The 25,587-nt window shown below is 54.0% G+C and carries 31 protein-coding genes and 1 pseudogene; 19 read left to right on the forward strand and 13 right to left on the reverse strand.

Going from position 1 to position 25,587, the window contains the following annotated elements; translation table 11 throughout:
* Positions 1–84 precede the first annotated feature (84 nt).
* The 5 genes from PM2_RS12975 to hrpB all read left to right on the forward strand — a co-directional run bounded on the left by PM2_RS12975 (position 85) and on the right by hrpB (position 8,592).
* Complete coding sequence (locus PM2_RS12975; RefSeq protein ID WP_028698519.1) at positions 85–1,578, forward strand: site-specific integrase; 1,494 nt, start codon at positions 85–87, stop codon at positions 1,576–1,578.
* Positions 1,568–3,460 carry a hypothetical protein gene (locus PM2_RS12980; RefSeq protein ID WP_028698520.1) on the forward strand — a complete coding sequence of 631 codons (1,893 nt, stop codon included), beginning with the start codon at positions 1,568–1,570 and terminating at the stop codon, positions 3,458–3,460. The genes PM2_RS12975 and PM2_RS12980 overlap by 11 nt, the downstream gene beginning before the upstream one ends.
* On the forward strand, positions 3,460–5,511 hold the full coding sequence (locus PM2_RS12985) for an integrase (RefSeq protein WP_028698521.1): 2,052 nt from the start codon (positions 3,460–3,462) through the stop codon (positions 5,509–5,511). Before PM2_RS12980 ends, PM2_RS12985 begins: the two co-directional genes overlap by 1 nt.
* A gap of 1 nt (position 5,512) precedes the next feature.
* On the forward strand, positions 5,513–5,926 hold the full coding sequence (locus tag PM2_RS12990) for a hypothetical protein (protein ID WP_028698522.1): 414 nt from the start codon (positions 5,513–5,515) through the stop codon (positions 5,924–5,926).
* A 131-nt stretch (positions 5,927–6,057) separates the two neighbouring features.
* Entirely contained in the window at positions 6,058–8,592 is a 2,535-nt protein-coding gene (gene hrpB, locus PM2_RS12995; RefSeq protein WP_028698523.1) for an ATP-dependent helicase HrpB, read from the forward strand.
* A gap of 79 nt (positions 8,593–8,671) precedes the next feature.
* Here hrpB and PM2_RS13000 read toward each other — a convergent pair whose 3' ends face one another.
* Entirely contained in the window at positions 8,672–9,184 is a 513-nt protein-coding gene (locus PM2_RS13000) for a helix-turn-helix domain-containing protein (protein ID WP_080693987.1), read from the reverse strand.
* 197 nt (positions 9,185–9,381) lie between these two features.
* Between PM2_RS13000 and PM2_RS13005 the strand changes: the two genes are divergently transcribed.
* The 4 genes from PM2_RS13005 (at position 9,382) to PM2_RS13020 (ending at position 11,427) form a co-directional block, all read left to right on the forward strand.
* A complete protein-coding gene (locus PM2_RS13005; protein ID WP_028698525.1) occupies positions 9,382–9,762 on the forward strand; it encodes a hypothetical protein in 381 nt (126 codons plus the stop codon).
* Positions 9,763–9,765: 3 nt separating this feature from the next.
* On the forward strand, positions 9,766–10,161 hold the full coding sequence (locus tag PM2_RS13010; protein ID WP_028698526.1) for a DUF6957 family protein: 396 nt from the start codon (positions 9,766–9,768) through the stop codon (positions 10,159–10,161).
* Between the two features lie 79 nt (positions 10,162–10,240).
* Positions 10,241–10,969 carry a metallophosphoesterase family protein gene (locus PM2_RS13015; RefSeq protein WP_028697835.1) on the forward strand — a complete coding sequence of 243 codons (729 nt, stop codon included), beginning with the start codon at positions 10,241–10,243 and terminating at the stop codon, positions 10,967–10,969.
* 62 nt (positions 10,970–11,031) lie between these two features.
* Complete coding sequence (locus tag PM2_RS13020) at positions 11,032–11,427, forward strand: hypothetical protein (RefSeq protein ID WP_042131944.1); 396 nt, start codon at positions 11,032–11,034, stop codon at positions 11,425–11,427.
* Positions 11,428–11,444: 17 nt separating this feature from the next.
* Here PM2_RS13020 and PM2_RS13025 read toward each other — a convergent pair whose 3' ends face one another.
* A complete protein-coding gene (locus PM2_RS13025) occupies positions 11,445–11,738 on the reverse strand; it encodes a hypothetical protein (RefSeq protein WP_042131946.1) in 294 nt (97 codons plus the stop codon).
* Positions 11,739–11,926: 188 nt separating this feature from the next.
* Between PM2_RS13025 and PM2_RS13030 the strand changes: the two genes are divergently transcribed.
* The 3 genes from PM2_RS13030 (at position 11,927) to PM2_RS13035 (ending at position 14,021) form a co-directional block, all read left to right on the forward strand.
* On the forward strand, positions 11,927–12,244 hold the full coding sequence (locus PM2_RS13030) for a hypothetical protein (RefSeq protein WP_028697834.1): 318 nt from the start codon (positions 11,927–11,929) through the stop codon (positions 12,242–12,244).
* A gap of 272 nt (positions 12,245–12,516) precedes the next feature.
* On the forward strand, positions 12,517–12,735 hold the full coding sequence (locus PM2_RS30000) for an ATP-binding protein (protein WP_080693989.1): 219 nt from the start codon (positions 12,517–12,519) through the stop codon (positions 12,733–12,735).
* Between the two features lie 146 nt (positions 12,736–12,881).
* Positions 12,882–14,021: a glutathione-independent formaldehyde dehydrogenase gene (locus PM2_RS13035; protein ID WP_028697833.1), complete on the forward strand. Its 1,140-nt coding sequence runs from the start codon at positions 12,882–12,884 to the stop codon at positions 14,019–14,021.
* A 91-nt stretch (positions 14,022–14,112) separates the two neighbouring features.
* On the opposite strand, the gene PM2_RS13040 is transcribed toward PM2_RS13035, so the two are convergent.
* From PM2_RS13040 to PM2_RS13050, 3 genes are all read right to left on the reverse strand, one after another.
* Positions 14,113–14,361, reverse strand: coding sequence for a hypothetical protein (locus PM2_RS13040; protein ID WP_028698527.1), 249 nt, complete (start codon positions 14,359–14,361; stop codon positions 14,113–14,115).
* A 78-nt stretch (positions 14,362–14,439) separates the two neighbouring features.
* Complete coding sequence (locus PM2_RS13045; RefSeq protein ID WP_028697831.1) at positions 14,440–14,904, reverse strand: PA2171 family ribosome-binding persister protein; 465 nt, start codon at positions 14,902–14,904, stop codon at positions 14,440–14,442.
* Between the two features lie 91 nt (positions 14,905–14,995).
* Complete coding sequence (locus tag PM2_RS13050) at positions 14,996–16,750, reverse strand: glycoside hydrolase family 15 protein (RefSeq protein WP_028698528.1); 1,755 nt, start codon at positions 16,748–16,750, stop codon at positions 14,996–14,998.
* 341 nt (positions 16,751–17,091) lie between these two features.
* Here PM2_RS13050 and PM2_RS31180 point away from each other — a divergent pair, with 341 nt between their 5' ends.
* Positions 17,092–17,232: a hypothetical protein gene (locus PM2_RS31180; RefSeq protein ID WP_167398654.1), complete on the forward strand. Its 141-nt coding sequence runs from the start codon at positions 17,092–17,094 to the stop codon at positions 17,230–17,232.
* 35 nt (positions 17,233–17,267) lie between these two features.
* On the opposite strand, the gene PM2_RS13055 is transcribed toward PM2_RS31180, so the two are convergent.
* From PM2_RS13055 to PM2_RS31540, 6 genes and pseudogenes are all read right to left on the reverse strand, one after another.
* The gene (locus tag PM2_RS13055) at positions 17,268–17,711 is read right to left on the reverse strand and encodes a DUF421 domain-containing protein (protein WP_028698529.1); all 444 of its coding nucleotides are present in this window, start codon (positions 17,709–17,711) and stop codon (positions 17,268–17,270) included.
* A gap of 9 nt (positions 17,712–17,720) precedes the next feature.
* Positions 17,721–18,227 (reverse strand): hypothetical protein, encoded by a 507-nt coding sequence (locus tag PM2_RS13060; protein WP_028697828.1) that lies wholly within the window; start codon positions 18,225–18,227, stop codon positions 17,721–17,723.
* Between the two features lie 11 nt (positions 18,228–18,238).
* Positions 18,239–18,742 (reverse strand): CinA family protein, encoded by a 504-nt coding sequence (locus PM2_RS13065; RefSeq protein WP_028697827.1) that lies wholly within the window; start codon positions 18,740–18,742, stop codon positions 18,239–18,241.
* 367 nt (positions 18,743–19,109) lie between these two features.
* Positions 19,110–19,967 (reverse strand): SDR family oxidoreductase, encoded by an 858-nt coding sequence (locus PM2_RS13070; protein WP_028697826.1) that lies wholly within the window; start codon positions 19,965–19,967, stop codon positions 19,110–19,112.
* A gap of 252 nt (positions 19,968–20,219) precedes the next feature.
* Positions 20,220–20,759 carry a type 1 glutamine amidotransferase domain-containing protein gene (locus tag PM2_RS13075; RefSeq protein WP_028697825.1) on the reverse strand — a complete coding sequence of 180 codons (540 nt, stop codon included), beginning with the start codon at positions 20,757–20,759 and terminating at the stop codon, positions 20,220–20,222.
* Positions 20,760–21,050: 291 nt separating this feature from the next.
* A pseudogene (locus PM2_RS31540) lies at positions 21,051–21,315 on the reverse strand (SDR family oxidoreductase); the annotation flags it as partial.
* A gap of 198 nt (positions 21,316–21,513) precedes the next feature.
* Between PM2_RS31540 and PM2_RS13085 the strand changes: the two are divergent.
* The 5 genes from PM2_RS13085 to PM2_RS13100 all read left to right on the forward strand — a co-directional run bounded on the left by PM2_RS13085 (position 21,514) and on the right by PM2_RS13100 (position 23,196).
* Positions 21,514–21,807, forward strand: coding sequence for a DUF6555 family protein (locus tag PM2_RS13085; protein WP_028697823.1), 294 nt, complete (start codon positions 21,514–21,516; stop codon positions 21,805–21,807).
* Between the two features lie 36 nt (positions 21,808–21,843).
* The gene (locus PM2_RS31185; protein ID WP_162838439.1) at positions 21,844–22,002 is read left to right on the forward strand and encodes a hypothetical protein; all 159 of its coding nucleotides are present in this window, start codon (positions 21,844–21,846) and stop codon (positions 22,000–22,002) included.
* A gap of 17 nt (positions 22,003–22,019) precedes the next feature.
* The gene (locus PM2_RS13090) at positions 22,020–22,244 is read left to right on the forward strand and encodes a DUF2188 domain-containing protein (RefSeq protein ID WP_028697822.1); all 225 of its coding nucleotides are present in this window, start codon (positions 22,020–22,022) and stop codon (positions 22,242–22,244) included.
* Positions 22,241–22,675, forward strand: coding sequence for an HhH-GDP family DNA glycosylase (locus tag PM2_RS13095; protein WP_028697821.1), 435 nt, complete (start codon positions 22,241–22,243; stop codon positions 22,673–22,675). Before PM2_RS13090 ends, PM2_RS13095 begins: the two co-directional genes overlap by 4 nt.
* A gap of 83 nt (positions 22,676–22,758) precedes the next feature.
* Positions 22,759–23,196 (forward strand): response regulator, encoded by a 438-nt coding sequence (locus tag PM2_RS13100; RefSeq protein WP_028697820.1) that lies wholly within the window; start codon positions 22,759–22,761, stop codon positions 23,194–23,196.
* Here the strand turns inward: PM2_RS13100 and PM2_RS13105 are convergent.
* Positions 23,193–23,609, reverse strand: coding sequence for a low affinity iron permease family protein (locus PM2_RS13105; protein WP_028697819.1), 417 nt, complete (start codon positions 23,607–23,609; stop codon positions 23,193–23,195). The genes PM2_RS13100 and PM2_RS13105 overlap by 4 nt on opposite strands.
* 165 nt (positions 23,610–23,774) lie before the next feature.
* Between PM2_RS13105 and PM2_RS13110 the strand changes: the two genes are divergently transcribed.
* Entirely contained in the window at positions 23,775–25,109 is a 1,335-nt protein-coding gene (locus PM2_RS13110) for a cation:proton antiporter (protein WP_028697818.1), read from the forward strand.
* Between the two features lie 15 nt (positions 25,110–25,124).
* On the opposite strand, the gene PM2_RS13115 is transcribed toward PM2_RS13110, so the two are convergent.
* Positions 25,125–25,505: a response regulator gene (locus PM2_RS13115; protein WP_028697817.1), complete on the reverse strand. Its 381-nt coding sequence runs from the start codon at positions 25,503–25,505 to the stop codon at positions 25,125–25,127.
* Between the last annotated feature and the right edge of the window lie 82 nt (positions 25,506–25,587).

A 25,587-nucleotide genomic window follows, 5' to 3' on the forward strand; every position in this document is an offset into this window, starting at 1 on the left:
AAACATTCTGACATTGACTGATATCTTGTTTTTCTTACGCATAACATTCAGGCTTGACACTCGAAGAATGGGTGGGGCGGTTTGGTGGCAGCGTTTGAAAATCCGGCACACAAAGGCCGCATTGTAATAATCCCCGAAGTCAGCGAAGTTTTTGCTGAACTGCACGTTAGTAATGAACCTTCTAATTCAATGCCAGTAACTATTAATGGCATTAGTGAAAGTATCATTGCTTATCAAGTAAATGAGGCGGCGCTTCCTGATGCGCTCACTAGGGCTGTATATAATCTGCCGTTTATCTTTCATAAAGATGGCACTCCGTGGATAGAGGCAAATTCTTTCCTGCTTAGTTTGATTCAGAACAAGCATGCACAGAATCGCCCAACAGATGATGCGAGAAGAAAGGCAAGTCGCCTTCTCGATTATTTGATGTTTTGTGAAAGCCATGGTATCGACTGGCTGGACTTTTCTGGGCGACGCCTTCCGCAGCGACCAACATACAAATACCACAGATATCTGCTCGATAATCCAAATCGCGGTGCGGCGGTTGCCAATCAATATACGGGTGTGGTTTATCAGTTCTACAAGTATGTGTCTAGATTTTGGCATGATCTAGATATAGAACGTGTTGATACAGTTAAGCAAATAAGTATCTATATTGAAGGGGCTCACGGGTTCCAAAAGAAGGTAACTGTAGAAAAACGTAGCCAAACCAGAGCATTAGCGCCGAAAGCCCCTACGCCAGCTGGATTTGTTAATGATGAAGGTGAGCTTCTACGGCCTTTAACGAATGTTGAGCTAGCGCATGTTGTGAAAGTAATTGAAGGCGACGCTTGGACAGCTCAAGAGCGACTGATCGTCTTGTTCGCGCTTATGACAGGCGCGCGCAAACAAACCGTGCTGACGCTGAGAGTGAGGCATGTTGAAGCGCTAGCGAATGGGTTGCTACAGCCAGATGGCTCCTATCTTTTGAAGGCTGGCCCTGGTACTGGGATCGACACTAAATTTAGTAAGGCTCAAAACCTATATGTCCCTCAGCAATTGGCTCAGGACTTGCTGACGTATTTGCGAAGCCCCTTTGCTATAAAAAGGCGTGAAAAATTCCAATCTGAGTTTACCCTAAACCATCCAGGGCTTGAAAAAATTGATGATAAGGATATGTATGTTTTCTTGTCTGAGCAGTGTAATTGTTATTACATGGCGTCGACGGATCCGAGGTACATGTACGCGAAGTCACGACCAGTAGGTGCTGTTGCGAACACATTGAAGAAAAAACTTTTAAGAAAAGCGAATAAAGAGCTTTCCACGGAATTTACATACCATTGGCTTCGTGCGACGTATGCATATCAGATTTATCAACGACTAGTTCCCCGGATAGCTGACGGTACACTTCAGCCCGGAGAAGAAATCACAATTATTCAAGCTCGGCTTCATCATGAAAGGCGTGAGACGACGGAGAACTATCTTAAATTGTTCTTGATGACGTCCGAGAAGATCAGTGCTCAAGAAAGCTACGAGAATGTGCTTTTCAAAATGTCTGGTTACAGTGACTTGATTTTGGATAATGTTGATGTCGGCTAATCGTGTGCCTCGTAAAATCCACGCTATTGATTTGTCCTATGTTGGTCAAGAACATGAGATTCTCCATCCTGAGAGTTTAGCTCTTTCACTGTCAAATCGAGTTTCGGCCTTAGATATCGGCGTGTTCGTATATTCTGTGCGTGAAAAAATACGGGGAGCTGGATATTGGGTGGATGAGAGCTCGCTGATTCCTAGTCGACGGAAGATGGTCATCGCCTGGCTTGACAAAATGTGGTCGTCAGGCACTAAAGGGAATAGCATTGAGACTGACGTAAAGAATTTTGAGTACGCAATAAATTGGTGCGATGGGTATGGTTACCGTGATGTAATGTGTACGCCTGAAGGCGCTCAGCGTGCATATATGGCGTTCACCAGCTATCTGTATCAGGAAATCGCCAGTGGCCAAGCGAAGCCACTAAGTTGCCAAGCCCGTCAAACTATTCTTCGTAGAGTTCTGGCGTTGCAATTTCCGGAAGACTATGGGTACATAATCGCAAGTGCTCCACCAATAAAAAATCGTCGTGAAGGTCTGGAACCGCCTGATGAAGACGACGTAAAGCTATACATAGACATCACACTAAATATTGCGCTATCTGTATCAAGGTTCTTGGTGGGTTTTCAAGCCTTCCCTCTAAGATTCGATACCAACGAATATCATACGTATTTTTTTCCAGGTACCGGTAAATTCATTACTCCATTGACAGAGGGTGAACATGGTTATTCTGCGTACGATTACCGAGAGGGCCGCCTCCTTACTATCGAAGAGCTAAGTATAGCTAAACCTGAGGCTAGACTAGCTGACCTGCGCGAAACTCTTAAGCGAGCTCAGCGTGTGATTGATGATGCAAATGCGGATTCCCATCATCAATTTAGGGTAAGGCTGGCAGGCCTCGCCATGAAGGCTTACGCGTGTCTTATAAACTTAGTGGTCGGAGCCAACTCCGGTGAGGTTATACAGTTTCTTTACGAAGACGCCCTTGAAGTTGTCCGTTCTCCTTTGAAAAAAGAGCTGTCAGCAGTGAAATTGAGAGCGAAGGGGTTAGTAGTTAACTACTCTATAGGCAGAGGGCCTGGCATGAAGCTTCTGCGCGAATATCTTGAGTTTCGTAGCTGGATCCTGAACGGCCGCTCATCAGAACTGCTTTTCTTTCATGTAGTTGATGGTCGAGGGCTGCCGTCCACTGATTTCCCTAGTCTCGAAAATAATTTCTCCACGAAATTTTATAACAAATTGCAAGGGGTTTTTGTTAGTAATAGTTCGAAGAATATTCCACCTAGGCTTGTCCGCAAGTTTAAGAGTTTGACTCTGCACCATCTGCGTCATTCGCCAATGCTGGTGAGTGCAGTGCTTAACCATACTGAGCGCACGAATGCGCAGTTTTACAGTGGAGTAACTGATAAACAGCAGAAGGAAGAGTTTGGAGGGTTCTGGGCCTCAATGCTGGAAGCAGCCAAGCGCTTTAGTTCTGAAAGCCAAGTGGGAGGGATACCTATTGCTGCAGGCCACTGTGACGGTTTGAATGATCCAGTGGCAGAAATTCCCGTGGTTACTATTGAACCTGATTGCAATAGCCAGTATGGATGTTTGTACTGTATACATTACTTGGTGCACTCTGATGAGGCTGATATCCATAAGCTGATGAGCTTCAAATATGTAGTCGAAGCCATTAGGGAAAATGCTCCGAATTTTGAATTCTCCGAAGAAGTTTTAAAAGGCGTAATCGTCCGTATTAGTTTTATTTTGGAGGGGATTTCAAAAAGATCCAAGAGTGCGTCTGATTTGATAGGGGTTATGAATAAGAAGGTTTTTGAACTGGGTATCCTCACTCCTTTCTGGGAGCGCCGCTTACAACGCTATGAGAAAATGGGGATCTACATCTGATGAAAAACTTTTTTGATGAATTGAATCAGGGGTTACAGGTTGCAGAAGTTATTCAGCAATCGCATGGCAAAAGCTGGAGGCCTTCGGCGGACTTTGTTCTTTGTAGGGATCTTGAGGGAAACCCGACAGCTGTCTTTGGTAAGCCTTATTGGGACTTCAATCCAATGCGGCTTAGAGCTAACAAAATCTGGGCCATTCGCTTTGATGGCGTGTTTGGCACAAGTGGCACAGCTCAAAACTCACTGACCGAGGAGATCAAGTGGATTCTTTTTTGTTTGCTTTTTTTTGTCAGCACTGGCCATATTGGTCGGATGAGCGTAAGTATGCTGTCACAGTATTTTCTAACACTGCGTACCGCTGCGCGATTTTGCTATGAGAAGGGTGCTGGTGAACTGGCGGGAGTGATTTCCCTACAAGAGCTTCTTACCACGCCTGCCTACTTGACGGCATACGCTCGCTGGATGAAGGTTAATGAGGTTGGAAGCACGCAGCGCAAGCTGATGCGAGCCCTTCTCGGCCATCTGGTGAGCGTGGGCGAGGATCGGCTTGGCTATAAGTTACAGGGGGTATTTGATATCGATTTCGATATTGATGAAGACGCTAAACAGCACCCTGTGATTCCGACCAAAATCTATCTTGCTGTAATCAATGCACTTGGTCTGTCTCTTGATGTTCTTTATGATCATCGCGAGCCGCTTGAGCAGTACTTGGGCGAGTTCGATAATCCTCGTTACGGGTATACTCATTATCACCAAAAAAAGGTCAATGGAAACAAAGCCCCTAAATCTTATGAGCCAGTCTTCGAAGAAACTTTGAAGATTCATAAGATAGAGTCTCTGTTCAGTGGTGATTTCTCATGCTCAGGAAGAGGCGTTTTGTCATCAACTGTTTTGAAGATGCAGTGGGTAGCTAAGACGGTTATTCATTTGTATACAGGCATGAGAGACCAGGAGGTGTTGCGATTGCCTTACGATTGTATCGATCAAGACGAAGTGGTGTCAGCTACGCTCGATGAGGGTGGCTTGGCACGGGATAAGCCCATCATAGTCAAGGTTTTGTCTACCACTACTAAGTTTACCGGGTATCGTAAAACAGTATCTTGGTTAGCCACTGATGAAGCTGTTCGCGCGGTAGAGGTGGCCCGTGCCATATGTCGTGGTATTTCCAAGTTGTACGGTGTTGACCCTAAAGCAATGCCGCTATTCTTAAATCCGGCCATCATTAATCGTGCTCAAACTGAAATCGGCGTACCGTTTTGGAATGATGTTTCGAAGCCGGACTTCCTGCTGGAAGGGTTTATTATAACTCCATCTGATTTAGAAGAGTTGCAGCTCACCGACCCCAGTCGTGATTTTTCAAATGAGAAATTTTTCCAGGTAGGGAGCCCATGGAATTTCACTAGCCATCAGTTTCGTAGGTCACTGGCATTCTATGGCAGCAGCAGTGGTTTCATATCCATGCCTAGCCTTAGGAAGCAGTTCAAGCATTTGTGTACTCAGATGACACGTTACTATGCCAATAACTTTGAGCTTCTCAAAACGATATTTGGATACTATGACGAGAAGAAGGGTGAGTACGTACTTCCTAAGACTCACGTTCTCTTTGAGGTGCAGACCGGTGTGCCAATGAACATCGCATATGATCTTTTGGCACATGCATTTGGAGATGACGCTCCTCTGTTTGGTGGAGTTGGTAGCTATATTTCAAATCAACGTGGCAAATTAGAAAGCGGTGATGTGCATATAGTTGACATGCGAAAGGAAACGGAGAGGCAGGCTGCCGATGGCAAGATCTCATACCGTCCGACCTTGCTAGGTGCATGCACACGAACTGGCAAATGTGAGCACTTCCTACTCGGTGCGGCTGTGAGCTGTCTAAGTTGCGCTGATGGCATTATCGAGAAGGAAAAACTCGACGAAGCTATCGAGGATAACGAGCGTGATCTCGAATTGTATGAGCCCGGAAGTGGTGAGTATCAAGTTGTACAGTATGAGCTGAGCAATATGAGAAAATTCAGGGAGCGTCTCATTCCAGCAGTGGAGGTAGCCTGAGATGGCGAGTGATGGTGTAAAAGCCTGCGTAGAGGCATTTGAGCGTCTTAAGGCTGGGAAGCCTCACGTTGCTGCTCACGTTGGACTTGATGGCACGAAGATCACTGCTGGGATCGTCAGCTTTGAGGCCGGTTTCGACAGAGGCTACCTCAAGAGAAAGAGACCCAGTCACCAGGCATTGATTGCTCAGATTGAGGCGTTCCGCACTAGCTTCGGTAACTTGGCTGCCTCAAAAACTCTTCAGATAAAGCGCGCTAACGATAAGGTCGTCAAGGCTCGTAGTGAGCTGGATGTAGTGCGGGAGCAGTTGTATCAAGTGATGACGCACAACATCCAGCTTGTAGAGCGGGTGAGGCTTTTGGAGGATCAGTTGAAGCGTCTATCCAACGTCAAGACCATGCCGAAGCGAGAGTAGCGCCGGCTAGGCGAGGCGCCCCTAGCAAGGTCGCCTTAGCTTTTCCAAGGTCGCCCTTTTTCACCGACTTCACCTGCCCTCTGTCTCCTATCGAACGCTTGTATACTGCCGAGCATTAAGCAGGAGTACACATGAGTTCGTTGCCAATTGACGCTGCGTTGCCAGCTCTTCTCAAAGCCCTTCGCGAACGCAATGAGGTGGTGCTGCAGGCGCCACCTGGTGCAGGTAAAACGACGAAAGTCCCGCTCGCTTTGCTCGAGGAGTCCTGGCTGCAGGGCCAAACGATCATCATGCTCGAACCACGTCGTCTTGCCGCACGCGCCGCTGCGGAGCGAATGGCCAGCGAGCTTGGTGAGAAGGTTGGCGAAACGGTGGGCTATCGGATTCGCCTCGATAGCAAGGTCGGGCCGAAAACCCGTATCGAGGTGGTGACTGAGGGGATTCTTACGCGCCGCCTGCAGAGCGATCCTGCCCTCGAAGGTGTCGGCCTGGTGATCTTCGACGAATTCCACCTTCGAAACTTGGATGCCGATCTCGGTTTGGCGCTGACGCTCAATGGGCGCGAGCTTTTCCGGGACGATGCTCCATTGAAGGTGCTGCTGATGTCGGCAACGCTCGAAGGTGAAAGGTTGTCGCGCCTGCTGAATGACGCTCCGATCGTGACGAGCGAGGGTCGAATGTTCCCGGTCACCACCATCTGGAGCAAGCCGCAGCAACCGGGTGAGTACATCGAGCCCCGGGTCATCAGCGCATGCCTGGACGCCCTCACCGATCAGGCCGGCAGCCTTCTGGTTTTCCTTCCCGGCCAGGCCGAAATTCGCCGCGTGTTGTCAGGGCTTGAGGAAGGGCTCAATGCCTCACCGTCGCTGCAGAAAAACACGCTGCTTTGCCCGCTGCACGGCGAGCTCGATCTTAATCATCAGCGAGCTGCAATCGATCCCGCCCCTCCAGGCATGCGCAAGGTTGTGCTGGCCACGAATATCGCAGAGACCAGTGTGACCATCGACGGTGTGCGTGTGGTCATCGACGCTGGCCTTGAGCGTGTTCCGCGTTTTGATCCTCGCAGTGGCATGACCCGGCTGGATACTCAGCGGATATCCAAGGCCAGTGCCACCCAACGGGCAGGGCGTGCCGGTCGACTGGAACCGGGTGTCTGCTATCGACTCTGGTCTGAAACCCAGCACGACCAAATGGCGGGTTTCAGTTCGCCCGAAATTCAACAAGCGGATCTCACAGGTTTAGCCCTGCAGCTTGCTAAATGGGGCGTTCATCCAAGTGACCTGAAGTGGCTTGATGCCCCACCTGCAGCTGCTTACTCGCAAGCGAACGATTTGCTTCGACGGCTCTGCGCCTTGCAACCAGATGGGCAACTTACTAAGCACGGCCAAGCGATGGCCGAGCTGCCGAGTCATCCACGGATTGCTCATCTCCTGCTGCGAGGTCACGAGCTGGGACTGACTGAGACAGCGTGCAACATCGCAGCATTGCTCGGTGAGCGCGATATTCAGCGTGGTGGCGGAGCAGACCTTCATAGTCGTTTGGCCATCCTATCTGGTGAGCAACGTGCGCAAAGAGGTGAGCAAGGTGGTGCTCAACGTGCGAAGCAACTCGCCAGGCAGTATCGGTCATTCTTGCGTGGCTCAGGATCGCAATCAGTCGCTGATTCAGACCACCCGAGGTGGGTGGGCTGCCTTCTTGCGTTGGCGTATCCCGACAGGGTCGCTCAACAGCGTCGTGCGGGTGGAGCTGAATATCGATTGGCAAATGGTCGTGCAGCGATGTTCACCGAGACCGATGCACTGATGAAGCATTCTTGGCTGGTGATTGCCGACTTGGGTAGCCGGCAAGGCCAGCGTGAGGAACGTATATACCTCGCTGCCGACCTAGACGAAGCGTTGTTCGACACTGTCTTGAAAGACCAGGTCAGCCAAGTAGATGAACTTGAATGGGATGAGCGGGAGGGGGGACTCCGCGCTGAGCGACAAGTGAAAGTAGGGGAGTTGGTTCTGTCCCGCGCGCCGCTAACGAACCTAGGTGATGAAGCGCGAGTTCAAGCGTTGCTCAACTACGTGCGTCGAAAAGGGCTGGAGCTTCTGCCGTGGACACCTGAGCTCCGTCAGTGGCAGGCGAGGGTCGAATTGCTGCGCGTGCTTGATGAGGAAGCTGGTAGTAAGAGTGCGTGGCCTGATTTACGTGATAAAACATTGCTGCAGTCGCTGGAGGAGTGGTTGGGGCCATACGTGGGAAAGGTGACCCGGCTCAGTCATTTTGGCCAGCTCGATCTGTCCAGCATCATTCGCAACTTGTTGCCCTGGCCTCTGCCGCAACAGTTAGACACACAGGCGCCTCAGACGATTGCAGTACCCTCGGGATCGAACATCCGTGTGGACTATGGTGAGCGTCCCCCTGTACTTGCCGTGAGGCTACAGGAACTCTTCGGGCAAGCGGATACGCCGCGCATTGCTAATGGTCGCCAAGTGCTCAAGCTGCACTTGCTATCGCCTGCTCGCCGACCGGTTCAGGTTACTCAAGACTTGGCGAACTTCTGGGCTTCCACTTACGTTGAGGTGAAGAAGGATTTGAAGGGTAGGTACCCCAAGCATTTCTGGCCTGACGATCCCCTTGTCGCACAAGCAACTGCAAGAGCTAAGCCTAGGGGGACATGATCTAGATGTGAGGCATGACCACGTCTCAATGTCGCATACGTGAAGTGGCGGTCGACCTATAGCGTTCCGCCATCTTACGTCACTGATCTGCAACTGGCATGTGCCAGAACTTGTGGACTGTGGAATATGGCATTTCCAGCTTCACTGAGGTCTCTTTTTGAGTGAGGCCCTCTGCCTTGCAGTCGAGGATTGCTTGAATTCTGTCTGGTGGGATTGGCGGCTTACCTGATTTCGCTGCGATCAATGCTTTACCCGAGAATTGCGCAGGCAGGCTTTCCATCACACGCATCTCACCCAGCTTGCCCAGCTCCGCCCAGAGGTGGGTCATAAACTCTTCGAGTGATTCCTGGCGTTCGTAGGAGGCGGCAGCGGCGAGGAGTGCCACCGAATCGACGTCCAAGCGCTTACTGATGTCTTCGAGCATCTCGAGGCTGACATTGGATTTCGCGTGCTCGATCTTGTGCAAATGACTAGGCTCCACCGTGGAGGCGAGCTGTTCTTGGGATAGGCCACGAGCGGCACGCGTGGTGCGAAGGACTGCTGCCAGAGTGTATCGCGTTGGCATGGGAGAGCTTCCCGCAAAGGGAAGCATAAGGCCACACTGAAAACTCTACATCCACGTACTATAGGCAGTGAATGTGGAATGGTGGTATGGTGGTCTCACTAGCTCCCACAGATGACTTGCGTTCTGCATGGACATTTACTGCTGGGCGCAAAGTTGTCAATTTATATGAATCGTTTCTGGGCGAAGTGCTAGCTAGTTGCCCCGATTGATAGGTGGAGTGTGTTGTGCTGGTCACCCAAAGAACCAAACTCCGAGGGCAGTTTTTAGCTCTGGACAGCCTGAATCTGTTTTGGGATTCAGCAAGTCTCAATCCCGATTGCTATTACTTTGTCGTTGAAGGAAGTGGCTTCGTGAATGGATGCCTAGGCCCGTCTGTGCGTTTGGTGTCGAGCGTTGAGGTGGTTGACTCCCTGTGCAAAGGGGATGCGGTGGATTTCCTGAGTGTCAATCGAGTTCATTTGCTTGCTCCACCGGCGATGACCAATCAATCCGAGTTTTCGATGAAGCTGCTTTCCGAGATTCGGATCAAGGATGGTACCCAGCCGACCCCGGTTTACGAATTTGTCACGTCTGAAGGACACGTCTACTCGAGCGCGAGAGGTTGATTCATGGCGGTCACGTTGGATGAGGTTACAGAGTTTCTTTACGGCGGCGGCGAGGTTGTCCATGGTTGGGCTGACGATAGAGGAGAGCTGGTTCAAGCAGCAGAGCAGCGCTTTCCAGGAAAAGCGTTTTGCTTGGTGAAGCGTTGGATCATCGTTGAGATTCCCGCGAATGAGGTTGAGCCGTTGCCGGACGGGATCGCGCCGATGATTGTGCTCGCTCATGAGGTCATATACGACAGCCGTGGACGGTTCGTACCTGGTTGCTGGGTGAGATCTACGTACGCGATCTCGCATGAGCATCCTTGGATTTTTGAGACTCGCAACACCGTCTATCTGCTTATCGGCGACGGATACAAGAAGCAAGCCTCGCTCGAGATGGTTCTGTCATTTCGTCCGTGATGACCCAGTTCTTGAAGCCCGGGCGTCCGTCGGACGGGCCCGGGATTAGCGACCCAGCCCTTGTATCATGGAGCGAGGTATGAAGATTGCGGTTTACTCCGACCTACACAACGAGTTCTCCGAGTTCGTGCCACCTATGCTGGACGTCGAGCTGGTCGTGCTCGCGGGTGACATCTCTGTGCGCGGTCAAGGGGTCGAGTGGGCAAACGCGGCGTTCGACTGTCCAGTGATCTACGTCCCTGGGAATCACGAGTTCTACCGGGGGCACTTAGACCGAACGCTGACGAAGATGCAACAGGCGGCAGCTGGGCATGTTCATGTTCTGGATAACCATACACTGATCGTTGGTGATGTGAGATTTTTAGCGGCGACGGGGTGGACAGATTTTACGTCCACAGGGGATTACCGCGTAGCGATGTCGTTGTGCTGGGAGTGGATGAGCGACTTCACGCAGATCCGAATCGGCGAGGGCTTTAGGAAGCTTCGCCCTGTCGATCTCATCGCTCGCAACATTTGTGCGCGGGACTTTCTGGCTACGGAGTTGGCTAAGGACTTCGGTGGCAAGACGGTCGTCGTCACGCATCATTGCCCGATTGAAGCGGTCGCTGGTGATGCTCATGAGGGCCACCTCGGTGCTGCGTACTTCAACCAGTGGGGTGACCTAGTTTCGCAGGCTGATGCCTGGATCTTCGGCCATACCCATTACGCGGTCGACACGATCGTTTCGGGATGTCGGCTCATATCGAACCCCAGAGGGTATCCAGGTGAAAAGACCGGCTTTGTACCGGACTTCATCATTGAAATCTAAGCACCTCTAGGAGCGAAACCTCTCAGAGGGGTATTGAATTGGACGCAGGAGCGCATGAACACATGACAGATGAGATCGTCAGGTACCCAGGTGAAGAACCATCGATTTTTCAGCTCACGCGCATCATACAAGCGATGGGTCAGCAGTATTCTGTGCCGATCACTGCCTATCTGAGCGACGTCGAAATTTTGAACGATTGCGCAGTGGGGGTCGTGGTTGGTCAGATCGTTCCAGGGCTTATTGAGAAGCGCACAGGGGCATATTTGCTTACGACCACGCCGATCTTCTCGTTGAAAAGGGTAGGGCGCTTCTGGGTGGTTGATACAAAGGCAGGAAATTTTGTTCTGACTTCATTCAAGCGCGGAGCGGGCCGGAAGAGTCTTCGAGCATTCATTACAAGCGCAGACCAACCTGACGCTTCGCCAACGAGCGAGCCAGGCGCCTTTGCGGGCGCCTGAAAGGTCGATTATGCGGATCAGGTGAGCGTCGCGAGGAGTGTACGCAAAAAATCCTGACGGCGATGAATCGAGCTAAGAATCACGTAGTCGCGTTCGCCATCTGGTGGTAGATGACCACTTTCCATTAGGCCGATGATGTAACCCTCCGCCTTCCCTCGGGCCTCACGCAGGTCTTGCTCTGTCGTGGATTTGTGAATGTCATCCACCAGGCGTTTCCAACGCTCGGCTTGGCGTTTGCCGGCAGGGTCGCTGGAGAAAGTAGGAGCGTGAAGCAGTGAATCGTAGTAGCCGGTAGCAGGTTGCGTGCTCAAGCGGGAAGCTCCACAGATTAAATCTGGAGCGATTTTATCATGCGTACACTCAATCGCCTGTTACTGCTCCGCCAGGGCCTGGCGACCCGTGCCTGGCTTAAAGCTGTGGAGCATTAGGTTGGGGAGTCTGGATGGGTTGAGATCGGGAAGGTGCGACTCATGATGGCAGATGGTGACGGAGGCTCAGAATGAAGGTCACACAAGCAGGTGAGTCCGATGTAGTTGTCGACGTGGTATGCGATGTCTGCGGTATGTCTACGCGAGATGGCGAAGGTGAGCCCCAGTACGGAACGATGCATGCGGCATGGGGCAAAGGCTCAGCGCATTGCGGCCAAGAGTACGAGCTTCACCTCTGCGAAGGCTGCTTTTTCTCTCAAATAGCTGAGATGAAGAGGGCGCGGTGGCTCGCTGTGATGTTTGATCAGGAAGGCGACGCGATTTTAGGTGATGACACCTACGGTCGGATCAGAACACCTATCTCAGATGGTGGTTGCGAAGATACATGACCGTTTGCTCGATCTCGTTTTAGGGCAAATTATGGAATACCAATAATTATTGCCCTAGAATAATTTTCCGTAATTCTGAACCCGTTGTCATGCTTGCGCTCCGCCTTTTGGCTCCACACGGCTGCGTACTGCACTGCTCCAGCAGTGGTTTTACGGAAAATGCGCGGTGAGCCTCACATCTCAAGGGGATGCGGAGCTCCTCTAAAAATGCAGTCAATGGAGTCTTAGCTTGAGCACTCTGCGCACTCTGCTTGCTAAGCCGCTTCGCGAAAATGCGACCCTCATACCTAGCGCGGTTTATCGTTGGGGATGACTGGCGTGGCCAGACCCTCTATTCGCGTTTGACTTCGGAGCACCATGCAGCGTCAGGGGGATTGGGCCTTGGCCTGTTCATCGTCGGTGAAATTGTTGCCCGACATGGTGGTGCCATCGATGTCGAATCCAGTGTGCAGTATGGCAGTGTGTTCCGATTCTCGCTTCCAACCTCATAGTCCACGCGATCCCTGCTCCGGTGGGAGCGACAGCATTTAGCGCCACCGGTCTGCCTCTACCATCAACATGCTGAACGTACTGACGCTGCATTCACCTGAACAGAGTAGGGCGCATTTCTGTAGCCCCTGACGATCGGGAGTTCAGCATGAAAGCAATCGTGTACAACGGCCCACGTGACGTCTCGGTCAAGGATGTACCGGACGCGAAAATCGAAAAGCCTATGGACGTGCTGGTACGCATTACCACGACCAACATCTGCGGTTCTGATTTGCACATGTACGAGGGCCGAACCTCGTTCGAAGCCGGGAGAGTTTTTGGTCACGAAAATCTCGGTGAGGTAATCGAGGTAGGGGCAGGGGTCGACCGGGTCAAAGTCGGTGACCGAGTCTGTCTACCTTTCAATATCGGCTGCGGGTTCTGTGAGAACTGTGAGAAAGGCCTCACTGGATTCTGCCTTACAGCGAATCCTGGTGCTGCGGGCGCGGCTTACGGTTTTGCCGAGATGGGCCCGTATCAGGGCGGGCAGGCCGAGCTGCTGCGTGTGCCCTATGCGGATTTCAACTGCCTGGTGCTGCCGGAAGATGCCCAGGAGCGTGAGGATGACTATGTCATGCTCTCGGATATCTTCCCTACAGGCTGGCATGCAACAGAGCTTGCCGGTTTGCTGCCGGGTGAAAGCATTGCGATTTACGGCGCAGGGCCTGTCGGCCTGATGGCGGCCCATTCGGCAATCATCAAAGGCGCGTCCCAGGTGTTTGTCATCGACAACCAACCGGATCGCCTGCAACTCGCCGCGCAGCTTGGCGCAACCCCTATCAATGCAGTCGAGCAGAAGGCCGTGGAAGAGATTATGAACCTTACTCACGGCAAAGGCACCGACAGAGGCTGTGAGTGCGTCGGTTACCAGTGCTGCGACAAGCATGGCCATGAAGCGAACTACCTCACCATGAACAACTTGGTCGCTTCAACCAAGGCCACTGGTGGCATAGGCGTGGTTGGAGTGTTCGTGCCAGAGGATCCTGGAGCGAAAAACGAACTGGCGAAGCAGGGCAAGATGGCCTTCGACTTCGGTGCGTTCTGGTTCAAGGGCCAACAGATCCGGACAGGCCAGGCGAATGTGAAGGCCTATAATCGCCGCCTGGCAGAGCTCATCCATCATGGGCGCGCCAAGCCCTCGCAGATCATTTCCCATCGTTTGAAACTGGCCGAAGGCCCAGATGCCTACAAGCACTTTGATGCGCGGGATGATGGCTGGACGAAAGTGGTGCTCAAGCCTGCGGCCTGATCTGCTCTCACTGCTTCCAGGGACGGAAGCGTGGTGAGGAGTGCAACCTGTATATTTTAGAAGCAACCTTTACCGGCTTGTCAGTGCGTTATCACCCGGCAATTTCCAGTTGCGTGTTCTTGCGCCACCCTCGCAGATTCATGGCGCAGAGACAGAACTGCAGGATGATCAGAGCCCAGGCATGTGCTTGCCAGCCCCACACAGCCCACAGCACGTTGCTTGCGATGAAGCAGCAAAATCCTATCTTCCTTCTACCCGGACGACGCGAACCAATGCACCAGGCTGCCAGTACGGTCATCACCATGGCGGGCCATTCAAGTAATCCAATCCAATATTCCATGAAACCTTCCAACTGATGATGGGGTATCTGAAGCTGATCACCTGCCAGCGTCCTGAGCGCTGGCAGGTGATCGCTCGACTAAGCCGCTCGCTGCTCGCCCTTGAGCATCTTTTTCTGCATTTCCATCGTTCGCCCCAGCTCCTCGAGGGTGTCCTTGCTGAGCAGCTTCTTCGCCGTGGGGAACAGCTCGCCTTCTTCTTCCGCGATGTGATGCTCCAACAGCTCTTTCATGACCTTGACCCGCCCGGCGAATTCGACGGTGCCAGTTTCGGTATGCAGCAGGTCGGGTAGGACGAGCGAATCGACAGTCCGGTGCTCCTCCTTGGCCTCGTAGTACATCTTCGCTTCTTCCTTGCCTCCCGCTTCCTTGATGGCCGGATAAAGAATTTCTTCTTCGAGCGCGGTGTGAATCTGCAGTTCCTGCTCGATCCTGTGGAGTAACTCGGCCCGTTTCTTCACCGCTCGCTCGGTGGTGGTCGACAATTCTTCGAGTAGCTTCTTCACCAGCTTGTGGTCTTGAATCAGCAAGTCGATAGCGTTCATTGGCGTTACCTCATCACGGATGGGATGTAAGAACTTGCCTCTGGTTGAGTCCCCGCCAAACGACACGGTTCAATGGAGATGATGTCTGGCGTCACCGTTCAGGATGGCAACCACTGATGGCCATCGCAGCTCTGAGGGCTGCCAGGTGAGTCAAGCCCTGCGGAAGGTTGCCCAGATACTGCCCCGTCTGCGGATCGACCATCTCCGAGTAGATGCCTACTCCATGTGATAGCCCTTTCAAAGCGTCTGCATAGGCGGCTTCGGCGCGTTCCTGGTTACCCAGAATGGCCCAGGCTTCGATTAACCAGAATGTGCAGGCTAAGAAGCAACCTTCCTCTTCCTGTGCATCGGTGCAGCGATAATGGAAAGCGCCGGCCCCTAGATCATGATCAATTGCTTCCAGCGTGCTGCGCATACGTTCCTTGCTTGGGTAGCCGAACCTGACGGCCAGTGCCAGTGAAGCGTCCAGTCGGTCGCTGTCTGGATAGAACAGGTAAGCCTGGCGTTCTTCGCTCCAGCAGTGCGCCTCGATCCATTGTTGGATGCGCTGTCGCTCGCGATCCCAGCGTTCACGGCAGGTGGTGGGAAGGTGGCCGCCATCTGCCAGTTCGATGGCCCGGCTCAAGGCTTGCCAGCAACTGACCTTGGACATCGTGTAGTGCTGTTTTTCCGGCAACTCCCAGATACCGGCATCCTGCTGACGCCAACAGTCGGCGCACTGGTCGGCAAGGCCTGAGAGGAGCATGGCGCTCGGGGAATCAAGAATGTTGCCGCTGTCGATGAAGCAGCGCGCTGTTTCGAAGATATCGCCGAACACACCGTGTTGGAGCTGGTCGCGGGCATCATTGCCGACGACTGGAGGGGAGTTCTTGTAGCCAGGCAGATCGACCGGGCGCACGCAATCACCGATTGCACCGTCCAGGGTATAGAACACCCGTGGCCCATGTTCATCCAACCGGCGCAGTAGCCAGGTGAATGCAGCCTTAGCCTCTGGCTGTGCGCCGATGCCCAGAAACGCCTCGATGGTGTAGCCGGCATCGCGTATCCAGGCGAACCGGTAGTCGTAGTTCTTGCAGCCGCCAATCCGTTCGGGAAGGGACGAAGTCGCTGCCGCCATGATCGAGCCACTTGGAGAGGACAGCAGAAGCTTGAGGGCCAGCGCATTTCGGATGACCTGAGTCTGGTACGGGCCGTCGTAGACCAGTCCCTTCGACCATTGGCACCACTCCCGGTGCGAGCCGTCGATGCGTTCATCGATCAGGGCCAACGGCGGTGCCACCAGGGGCTCATCACGCCCTGCGATAATTGCAACCACTGAGCGTTGTCCAGCTGCAAGGCTAAGGACAGCACGGACGCCCATGTCGTCTTTGCGTTCGATGTGCACATGATGGTCGTGCAGGAACATGCCGAGTATTCGCCCCGCATGAAAAACGCAGGCATTGTCATTCGGCGCCACGTAGGGGCTTACCGTGTCGGCTTGGGTTCCGAAGTCGATGGCTAACTCGAAATCGACCGCACCCTCGACACACTCAATGCGCCTGGCGAGTTCGGCCCAAGGCAGGCGTCCGGCTGGCCCGCTGTTCAAGGATTCCGTCAGCCGGGCACGACCCTGAGTGGTGATGAAAATTGTCTCAAGGACGTTGCTGTCTGCTAAGTAGCGGCGCTCAGCAACGAACGGCTCGCTAGGGGTAATGGAAAAGAAGCCTCCTGTTTCAGGGGCCAGCAGCTTGTCGAATAGGGGTGGTGAATCCATGTGCGGCACACACCACCAGTCGATGGAACCGTCCAGGCCAATCAGTGCCACGGAACGCCCATCGCCGAGCGCACCATACTGCTCCAAGGGCAACCATCCACCCTCATCTCGTTGAGGTGCACCCTGTTGAGCTTCTACCGGTTCTCTTTCCATCAGCATGCCTTCGAGATCACGTGTTCTCATTCCGACAGGGCTATCTGGCGTCTGGTTCGTCTTATGTGAGCGCTGCGTAAATAGAGGGAATTTAGAATTGGCATGGATATCTCATGTAAAGCGAGACACAAGGGAGCTTCGTTGCCTCGCATTTACCCTGCAGGGAACAAGAACAAAAGGGGGCTTACATGAGTTGTCTGATTTGCGCGGGGCAAGCTGAGTCCGTTGAATGCACCGGTGGCTGGGAAGAGCGACACTGTTCTCAATGCGGCTGTTACCGAATGTCCCAAACGCTCATTCTGGTGATGATGGAAGAGGGTCAGATTTTTGATACCGAGCGGATGCGGGCCTGGCTGGTATCTCGGCGCGAACTGATGCCCATCCCTACCATCGACCATAGCCAGGCGATATTGGCACTCTAAACGGACATGGGTTCTACCACTGACAGCCTGTTGTCTTACTCGGCAGGAATGATTGAAATCTTTCCATTGCGTTCGACGATAGCGAACTTCACTTGCTCAATTTTTTCGATGCCTTGGCTGTCTCGTGCTGACTCGAGGATATCGTCCTCCGTGAGTCGTGCCCGACGCATGCGGTGATGCAGAAAGCGCCCATTCTCAACAACCAGGGTAGCGTGCCCGTCCAGAAGTCGGGCCAAGGGCTTGGAGTTCAGCTTTGCTAGTGAAAGGCCGACGTCCAGTACGATCAGCGTGGCGATCACCAGCGTGGCATTGGTGAATGAAAAATCGTCACCCAGAAGCGCCTGCTGGGTGGCTTCCCCGATGATCAGCAACAACACGAAGTCGAAGGTCGTCAAATCGGCCAGCGAGCGCCGCCCGGCCACGCGAAACAGCAGCATGAGGGCGACATACATTCCGGCTGCGCGGAGGATCGAATCCATGACGCACTCCTAGGGGTAAAGAAATGTGGAGAAGTGAACGGCGCTTTCAGGGCCAGCCCTGACGCTGCCCTCCAGAGTGCCTACGTGCTCACTTCGAAGGGTCAAGTACAAGGTGGCGACCCCATCTTCTTTAGTACCCAATTGGAACAGCAGGGCCTGGCCATGCGACATCGACTGTTGTGGCTCCGGTTGCAACGTCTCGATACTGGCGTCACGGAGCAATGATCCCTCGATTTGCACTTCCACCGGCTGACCAGGGATACCCTGAACGGTGATGAATAGACTGTCTGTCGTGCCGCTTCGGCTGAGGCGCTGGTACTCAACCCGTACCCGGCCATCCTGGCTCACCACCTCGGCATCGCTCAACGGGCCATTACCGAACAGGCCTGCCAAGGCAAGCAATACGATGGCCACGAGCACGTACCAGCCCACGCGCTCGAAGCGCCAGACGCGCTGCTGCATCGGTATATCTTCATGAACAGGGTGACGCCTGGATAGCAGTTCATCTTCCGACATGATCACAGCCCTCAGGCGCGCTCGCCGCGTAACCAGCGCTGGTGATAGTGGGAAAGCCGGGTCAACCCGAAAACGGCGCCTTGGCGCATCACTTCAGACCGCTCGCCGAAGAAACGCTGAGTGCGCGTGAAAACGGCAATTGGCTCGCCGGCGAAAGCCCACGCAAAGCACATCGTCCCCGGTGGTATCCCGGATTCGGGTGCCGGCCCGGCTACCCCGGTGGTGGCGATCACCACGTTCGCATCGCTGTCTCTCAAGGCGCCCAAGGCCATTTCCCAGGCTACTGCTTCGCTGGTCAGGCCATATCGTTCGATGGTTTCGGCGCTGACGCCCAGCAAGCGCTTCTTGGCGCTGGGCGAGTAGACGACATAGCCGCTTTCCAGCACCTCGCCGGTACCCGGTACCGCCGCCAACAAAGCCACAAGGCAGCCCGCAGTGCACGATTCTGCTGTGCTCAAAATCAGTTTGTTGTTTTTGAGATAGCCGAGAGCGGCCAGTACAGGGTCGTTTTCCATTTCAGAATCGACTCGCTTGTTTTGCGGTGGACGCGATGCTGGGGTATTTGGTTCATCGCATCTAATGCCCGGCTATCTCGGGGAGTGAACCTGACCTGAACTTTGCCTCGTACATTGGCTTCTTTTATTCAAAGACAAGGGTAGGAGAGCAAGATGAAGAATGAGAGCGATAGGCAAAATGCAGGTGCGCAGACGAGGCCGCATGGGGAAGAGGAGCGAGACAACGATGCTCATCGTCCGGACGGATCAACGGGGACAGCCCACGACTCCACGGCGCAAAAAACGGCCCGTGATCACGATCAGCAAAAACGCTGAAACTGCCCACGAAAAGGGTTTGAGGCTCGCCAACTCGGCGAGCCTCTTTTCGCTAAAGGATCGGTTTACCGCCAGTCACTGCGTAACGTGAGCCACTGATGTAGCTGGCCTCGTCGGAGCCCAGCAGCACGTAGATCGGCGCGACTTCGACCGGCTGCCCCGGGCGCCCCATCGGGTAGCTGGAACCGAAGTTCTTGACGGCCTCGTCCGGCATGGTTGCCGGAATCAAAGGCGTCCAAATAGGGCCTGGCGCGACGCTGTTGACCCTGATGCCTTTCTTGGCTAGCAACTGAGCCAAGCCAGCAGTGAAGTTGGCAATGGCTCCCTTGGTCGTGGCATAGGCCAGCAGGCTGGGGGATGGATCGTCGGAATTGACCGAGCTCGTATTGATGATCGAGCTTCCCTTGGGCATGGAAGGCAGAGCCGCCTGGCAAATCCTGAAGATCGCGGTGATGTTGGTATCGAAGGTCTTCACCCATTCGTCATCGTCGATTTCTTCCAAGGTCTCGTGGGACATCTGGAACGCCGCGTTGTTGACCAGGATGTCGATGCGCCCGAACTGGCTAACGGTCTTTTCGACGATGTCGTAGCAGTGCTGTTTCTGCGCCAGGTCTCCGGGCAACAGCAGGCATTGACGGCCTGCGGACTCAACCCAGCGCGCGGTTTCTTGGGCGTCTTCATGCTCATTCAGATAAGCGATGGCGACGTCGGCTCCTTCACGGGCATAGGCAATCGCTACTGCCCGCCCGATGCCGCTGTCTGCTCCGGTGATGAGTGCAATCTTGCCTTCGAGTCGATTGTGGCCGGTATACGATTGCTCACCACAATCCGGGTAGGGCTCCATCTTGCGCTGTGAGCCGGGGACATTTTGAGGCTGTGAAGGGAAGGGCGGGGTAGGGAAGTCTCGCATGGTGGAAGCTCCTGCAGTTGAGAACGCTTGTTATCGTTCGAACGGAGCTAAGGGCCGACGTTGAGATGAATTCAGGGTTTGAACGACGGGCGGTCACTCCTTCTATCTCCATTGAATTATCGGGAATTGGTCGGCTCTACCGCTGACCCGTGTCGCGCTTTCTGTGTGAGGCTCCACTACATCCAGCTGGCGTGACCCGCGCCCTCCAGGTGCCTGAGGCATCACCGGAGGGCGCGAAGCAGAAAGCTGGACTCAGCCTGCCAGCGCTTTGATCAACTGTTCGTTGAAAGCCGGAATATCGTCTGGCTGGCGGCTGGTGATCAGGTTGCCGTCCACTACAACCTGCTCATCCACCCAATTGCCGCCCGCATTGCGAATGTCGTCCTGCAATGTCTTGTAGCTTGTCATCCGCTTGCCTTTGGCCAAGCCACTGGACACCAGGAGCCAGCCTCCGTGGCAGATGACGGCCAGCGGCTTGCCAGCCGCGTCGTGGCTCTTCACCAGGTTCTGCGCACCGGGGATCAAGCGAATCGTGTCGGAGTTCTGAACGCCGCCGGGCAGCACGAGGGCATCATAGAGATCGAGTTGGGCACCTTCGAAGGTTGCATCCACGGCAAACTCGTCGGCGGGCTTGTCGTGATTCCAACCACGCACAGTGCCTTCCTTATCAGCGAGGATGTCGATCACCGCACCAGCTTTCTCCAAGGCCTCACGAGGCCCTGTTAACTCGACTTGTTCAAAACCATCAGTCACCAGGAAGGCAACGCGCTTGCCACTCAGTTGTGTACTCATCTTTGAATCTCCATTTTCGATAAAGCTGACAGGGGAGGCCTCAACGGCGTCGACGTTGGGCATGAGCGATGAGAAGTCCCGCGAGCAGACCGATGACTGCCGCACTTAGCAACAGCGGTATCTTGTCTTTAGGGGTTAGGCCGATGCCGTCCATGCTTCCCGGCCTACCTGTTGGCGTGGACAGATTCTCGGAGGACTCCAGTGCGTCGGAACTGCGGTTCAATGGTGTGTCCGGACTGGACTGAGCGACGGGCTCAACCTCCTCAGCCGTGGCGCTGACGTCCAATTGGTTCAGCTTCAACGCTGTGCCGTCCACCAGGGTCAGTGTCAGGTTTTCAATGTCTCCCGCTGCGCGACCTGGAAAAACCGGTTCGCCTGCAGCATCGAGGTTGTCGTAAATGAAGCGCTTGCCCTCCAGCCAGCCAACGGCTGTGAGTAACTCGGGGCCGAGGTAGTATTTTCCATCGAGGAAGAAGCCTGGAAACTGGTGAGCGCGTTCGACGTTCTCCACGGAGTAACGCTCACCCGCCTTCATGCCTGTTGTTGGATCAATCATGACCACGACCTCCGTATGCTGGTATAGCCATGGAGGTTGCCGAGGCAGTACGTGTTCCTAAGGGATGACCAATGGACTTCAGTCCAATCTGTTGGTGGGTGGCCGGTGGTTGAGCGCAGGGTCTGCCGTCTGACTTTTCAATTGAATTTTTACGCGTACATCCCCCTCTGTAAATTTGGGTCAAAGGGAGATACTCACGTGCCTGGGCAGCAATTATTTGTTATCGATTACACACTCCATGGCGAGAGCCGGGCGTTCATTATTCGCTTGGAAAAAATGGACGATCCCGTGGCCTGGCACTGGGCTAGTTGCGATGCCGGTGTTGGCATCATCCCGCGATTCAGTCAGCAGAACATCAAGCTGGTCAGTCGTCCAATGGCAGAGGGCTATGGCATCGCGAACGTGAAGTGGCGACTTGCCGGCAATGGCCCTGAATTCATTCCCCAACCTATCGATGTCGGCAAATTTTCAGGTGCTGGAGAAGGTGCCTGAACCCCTGAGGCCGGCCACTTTTTTGGAGATGTTGCTATGCAGCCTAAAACCGAAGGCTCTGAAGAGAAAGGCCCAAGCGACTTACCTTTCATTAACGATCCGGAAAAGCCCACGTCGCCTCCTTTGAATGACGCTGATGCCACTGAAGCAGCCGAGGCAGAGGAAGACATTGAGGATGACGGCCAACCCATATGAGCCAGGAGGAGCACACGATGGACAATTACCACCTCAGCCCTACAGCAAATGGATGGGAATTGAAGAAAGCCGGTGCTGAACGCGCCTCCAAGCGAGCGGCGACTAAGCATGAATTGGTCAGCGCCCTCGCAGATTTCTTTGATGGCAAGACGGCATCGGTGAAGATCCATAAGGCGGATGGCACTATCGAAGAGGAGCGCACCTACCCACGATCTGCTGACCCGCGCCGTAGTAAAGGTTGAAGACCGTAAATGCCTGTGATCTCGGCATCGAAGTCACGGATGTCGGGGGTGTGTTCAGGTGGTTGATGGCCAGCTTTCTCATGGGCAAGCGCATACGATCTACTGTCGCCTTGAGGGCGTACCGGATACTTGTCGATCAGCAGGGGCTTGATACGCCGCAAAAGCTTGCGCAGGCCACACATGCGACCCTTGTGAGGCTGCTCGGGCAGGCTGGGTATGCGCGATACGATGAATCCACTGCCCGACGATTGCATGCCCTTGGTAAGAAGGTAGACGCGGAATTGGGTGTTCAACTTGAGGCGCTGCGGGACGATCCAGGTTGTGAGAACTTCAAGCGCTGGCTGCTAAGCTTCGAGGGTATAGGCCCTAAGACGGTGGAGATTTTCATGCGAGAGGCGCTTGGCTATTTGTCAGTGTCGGAAGGCCATTGAGCGGATGACGGCGATTGGCCTCCATCGACGCGCGTCCAGATGAGTGGAACACTCAAAGAATCAATTATGGACTGGAGAGGGTGATGAAGCTTGACATCGAGAGTTTATCGCTATCAGGGAAGACAGTAGTTGTCGTGGAAGATGATCCAACGCTTCAGACCCTGCTGGTGGAGATCCTAATCGAGTTGGGCGCCGCCTGCGATGCCTTCGATAACGCCGAAGACGCTTTGATTCACTTGATGGGACTTGGGAGCGACTGCTCGTTGATCGTCGCCGATCACGGTGTTCCTGGAAGCATCAAAGGCATGGAGTTCATCTCCATGGCCCACGAAAGGTGGCCAAGATTACCAGCCATTCTCACCTCGGGCTATCAGCTTGATCCATCGCAGGTCACCCCACCTGTCACTTACCTGTTCAAACCATGGTCAATTGACGAGCTCGCTGAAGCTATTAACCAGGCGCTCAGCTCTGCAAGTGTTCCGCCAGCTCTGCCCGCATCGTCCGACCATAACGCTCTTTAGCGCTGCAGGTTGTCTCGATCTGCATCGTCCGCCCGCTGCTCGCTAGACATTTGGTGGGGCGTCTCGCAGTGGCTGCCCATCGCCTGATATTCCTTGCGAAGTTTATGGATTTCTCGATTGTCGAGTGCTTCAAGATCGAGCACCGACTGCTCTGCGGATTTTGTAGCACGGATAAGCTCGTCGAGCTTCACGTGGATGATGTCGTTGTCCCGGTTCTGGGTATTCTGAATCAGGAAAACCATCAGGAATGTGATGATGGTGGTCGACGTATTAACGATGAGTTGCCAGGTGTCGTTGTAGTGAAACCAGGGCCCGGATGCAGCCCATGTGGCAATTAGTACCACGGCGATCAAGAAGGTACTCGGTTTACCGGCGTGGTTAGCGAGCGATTGGCAGAACTGGGCGAATTTCATGACGATAACTCCAATGCGACCTATCGGTTTTGACAGCAGAGGAGCGCTGAAATCTTTTTTTACATTTCGCCGTGATGATGGACGAACGTAGTAAGTGCAGCGGAACGACGTGTTTAGCCAGAAAGTCAAAAAATAATCGAAAATTCTCCCAAGGCTTCTGCGCAGATGACCTTCATCGTCTGGTTCGCCATGCTGGGTGCAGTGCTCCTGCTACTCTCGCTTTCATCCTCGTACCTGCGCTGGATTCCAGTTACAACGTCCGTTGTGTGCCTTGGCTTAGGTATGGCTCTGGGAACATCGGGCCTGGGTTTCCTACAGCTCGACTTGAGCAAGTCGAGTGGCTGGATGGAGCACCTCACCGAAGTCGCGGTGTTGTTTTCGCTGTTCTTCAGTGGCCTGAAGTTGCGCTTGCCCTTGCACAACCGCAGCTGGTTGAGCGCTTTCTATCTGGCGGGGCCGGTGATGTTGCTCTGCATCGGTGGGGTAACGCTGGTGCTGCATTACGGCCTCCACCTGGGGTGGGGAGTGTCCGTTCTGATTGGAGCTATCCTGGCACCCACAGACCCGGTGCTGGCAACCCTGGTACAGGTGGTTGATGCCCAGGACGATGATCCTGTCCGTTTCAGCCTGTCCGGTGAGGCAGGGCTCAACGATGGAGTGGCTTTTCCCTTCGTCATCCTCGGCCTGTTCCTGCAACAGGATACCGGGCAAGCCTGGTTCTCTAGCTGGCTCCTCAAGGACATGCTGTGGGCAGTCACTGCAGGTCTGCTGCTGGGCTATTGGATGGGGCGTGGCTTGGGCAAACTCACGCTTTTCTTGCGTTTGCGCAACGACGACAGCACCGTGTCGCCCAACGACTATCTCGCCCTTGCCCTGATCGCGCTGGCTTATGTGAGCGCCGAGACTATTCAGGCCTATGGGTTTCTCGCGGTGTTCGCTGCGGGCCTCGGTTTGCGCCAGGCGGAGGTTCACACCTCAAATAGCCCCGAGGATCCAGCTGCCGAGCATCTAGTACAGCCTGTGGTAGGACACCAGCATGTCGCGCCGGAGCTGGCCGTCAAAGGTGATGTGGAAGGGCTCGATGACTCACAGGTGGCAGCGGGGATAATGTTGGGGGACATGCTGGCATTCGGTAGCTTGATCGAGCGGGCACTGGAAGTGTTTCTCGTCACCATGCTCGGGGTAGTGCTCATTGAACATTGGGACTGGCGGGCAGTGCTGGTAGCCGGCGCCTTGTTCTTTGTCATTCGCCCCGTCAGCATTCTGCTTTTCCCGGCTCGGGGAATGCTGGATATCCGTCAGCGCGGGCTTCTGGGGTGGTTTGGCATCCGAGGTATCGGCAGCTTCTACTACCTGTTCTATGCCCTCAATCATGGGCTGCTTCCCACCTTGGCCGCACAGAGCATTAGCTTGGTTTTGTCGGTGGTGGCGTTGAGCATTCTGCTACATGGATTGAGCGTTCAACCGCTGCTAGCCAAATACGAAGCATGGAAGGGGTAGGCAGCGTTCTTTGGATCAAGCTTCTACTTGCGGCGGGAGCGTTACTAATTTGTTGATCAGCGAGGCGAGATCAGAAATCTCCCAAGGTTTGGGGAGAAATGCTGTCCGAGCAGGCAGCAAACCGGTGTCGATTACTGCGTCGCCCGAAGTCAGAATCACTGGCAGGGTAGGCCATCGACGCCAAATCTCGTGTGCAAGGCCTAAACCGTCCATGCTTCCAGGCATATGAATATCGGTCATCACCAAGCTAGGGACATCCTTATTGCAAAGGTAATGCAACGCCTCGTCAGCATTTGCGCAGCACGTCATAGCAACGGCGTAGAGTGACGAGAGGCTCTCGGCAGTTAGGTCTCTCAGGAGGTCGTCGTCTTCCACAATGAGGATGGTTTTCGGCATGTAAGGTTTGCTCGCGGGTCATATGCATTAGGGCTCTGGGCCTCTACGCCGTTGCTCCTGGGCGATAAGTGGTGCCCTAGGG

Origin of the sequence: Pseudomonas monteilii NBRC 103158 = DSM 14164 (assembly GCF_000730605.1) — a bacterium.
GTDB lineage: Bacteria > Pseudomonadota > Gammaproteobacteria > Pseudomonadales > Pseudomonadaceae > Aquipseudomonas > Aquipseudomonas monteilii.